The organism is Aestuariispira insulae (assembly GCF_003385955.1).
GTDB classification, from domain to species: Bacteria; Pseudomonadota; Alphaproteobacteria; order UBA8366; family Aestuariispiraceae; genus Aestuariispira; species Aestuariispira insulae.
Genome location: NZ_QRDW01000038.1, coordinates 1 through 2,151, shown reverse-complemented (window position 1 = coordinate 2,151; position 2,151 = coordinate 1). Strand labels below are relative to the sequence as shown.

The following is a 2,151-nucleotide window of genomic DNA, read 5'->3' as shown; positions in this document are numbered from 1 at the left end:
AACCTTGGCATCAACAGCCTGCGGGCCATTGTTGGCGGCCGTCAGGTCAATGTCATTGCCGGTCTCGAAGTCCAACGTCTCAACACCGGTGACCGAGTCCGTCGAACCAGCGGCATCGGTGATGGCAAAAGAACCATCACCCTGATCCTGGATCACATAGTCAGCATAGCTGCCTGCAAGCTTCAGCACATCCGTGCCTTCACCACCATCAATCACATCCGAACCAGTACCGCCAATCAGCGTATCATCGCCCAAACCGCCCAAGAGGGTCGCCCCCGCATCAGAACCCGGCACCGCATAGACCGAATGGAAGCCTGACGGTACCTCATGAGCAAAACCGTCCTGGCCAAAGTTGAACTCAAACGTGGCCGGGCGGCTGGCCGCCGTATTGTGGCGGCTCACGATCGGATTGTAACTGCCTTCCGGAATACCGGAAAACTTCTTCATGCTCTCCCCGTTCAGGAAAAACTCAATGGTGCCTGCCGTCGCGTCAAAGGCAACACCCAGAACATCATTCTCCCCGATCTCGGATCCGAACTCCGGATGCCAGACGCCATCCATATATGCATCCGCTTTATAGTCATCAACGACCGCACCGCTTTCGCCTCGGATCACCCAGGCATTGCCCTGCGGCGCCTTATCGTTGATGCCAAAGGCCTGATTGGCGATACCGACCGTGCCTTCATGCCAGTAATGGCCATTCTCATAGGCCACATCCGTGAACTTGACTTCCCAGTAGAACTGGCCCGAACTCATCTCAATGTCCGCGATCGCCGATCCCGCAAAGCTCGTGCCCATGCTGACCGTCTGGCCGTCTTCGCTGAAGCTGAAACCGCTGTGACTGTTTGCTGTGGAGAAAGCGGCTCCCTCACTGACAGCCACGAGTTCGTCCGGCGTGACATCACCCGCCTGGATCAGGTCATCCCCGGCACCACCATCGATGGTCACGGTTTGATCATCCCCAATCAGCACATCATTGCCATCCGTGCCCGTATAGTCCGCCGACATTGCGCTCACAGGGGGCACATCCGCGCCCTGGACCGGCGTACCATTGACCGTGAAATCATGACCGTTGCCGGAGACATCACCGCCCAGGGCCGCCGCTTCATTATAATCCAGGTGGAACCCGTTGCTCCCGGCAGACAGGCTGGAGATGTCGCGTGCAGACCAGTCTCCCGATCCGTCTGGCACACCGAAACTGTCCGCCCCCAGCGCCTGGCCATCAATCAGGACCGTTTCCGCAAAGGAGCCATCCATGTGATAGTCATAAGACTCATAATGTCGGCCGATCCGATGCTCACTGGCCGCGCCAATGCCATATTGGGCATTCTGGGCGAATGTGGATGTCCCAGCCCAATCGGCCCGCTCACCGTCAAGATACAGGCGCAGGCGGTCAGCCTCATTCGCCTGGGTCGTATCGACCGAAAGAACGACATGATGCCAGCCCTGCGTATCGTCGATCACCGCCGATGAGGCAACGTCACTGGGCCCGGATGCCGTGTTGAAACCAACAGCCAACTTGCCGCTGTCGTTGATCCACAGATAGAAATGCCCGTCACTGGCTTTTGAGCTAAAAAGCATCTGGTTCGGTGCCAGGCTGTCCAGCTTCACCCAGGTCGAGAAAGCCCATTGGCTCCGGTCTCCCGCCGCAGCCGGTGTCCAGGAGAGATAGTCCGTCGACCCATTCAGGGAAACCGAATGATCAATTGTGTAGGGATCGCCACCGACCCCGACCGATATAGTTGCCTGGCTGGAAAGGCCAGCCGCATCCGTCACCTTCCAGGTGAAGCTATCAGCTGCCGTGTTGCCCTTGGGATCATAATGGTAGGTGCCGTCCGCATTCAGCGTCACTTCTGCACCACTCGTAAGCGTGTAGACATTCTCGGACAGACTGACCGCCCCGACAATCTCATAGGAGAGGCTGTCACCCGCATCCGCGTCAGACGCGCTCAGCTTATGGCTGACCTCGTCCCAGCTATTCAGAACAACCTTCGCATCAACCGCCTGCGGTCCACTGTTGGCGGCCGTCAGGTCAATGTCGATACCCGTCTCAAAATCCAGTGTCTCGACACCCGTGACCGTATCCGTCGAACCGGCGGCATCGGTGATGGCATAAGAGCCATCGCCCTGATCCTGGATCACATAGTCGCC

At 58.1% G+C, this 2,151-nt stretch carries 1 protein-coding gene; it reads right to left on the bottom strand.

What is annotated here, in order from left to right; genetic code table 11:
• On the bottom strand, positions 1-2,151 hold a 2,151-nt coding region (locus tag DFP90_RS22520), incomplete at both ends, for a LamG-like jellyroll fold domain-containing protein (protein ID WP_147301118.1).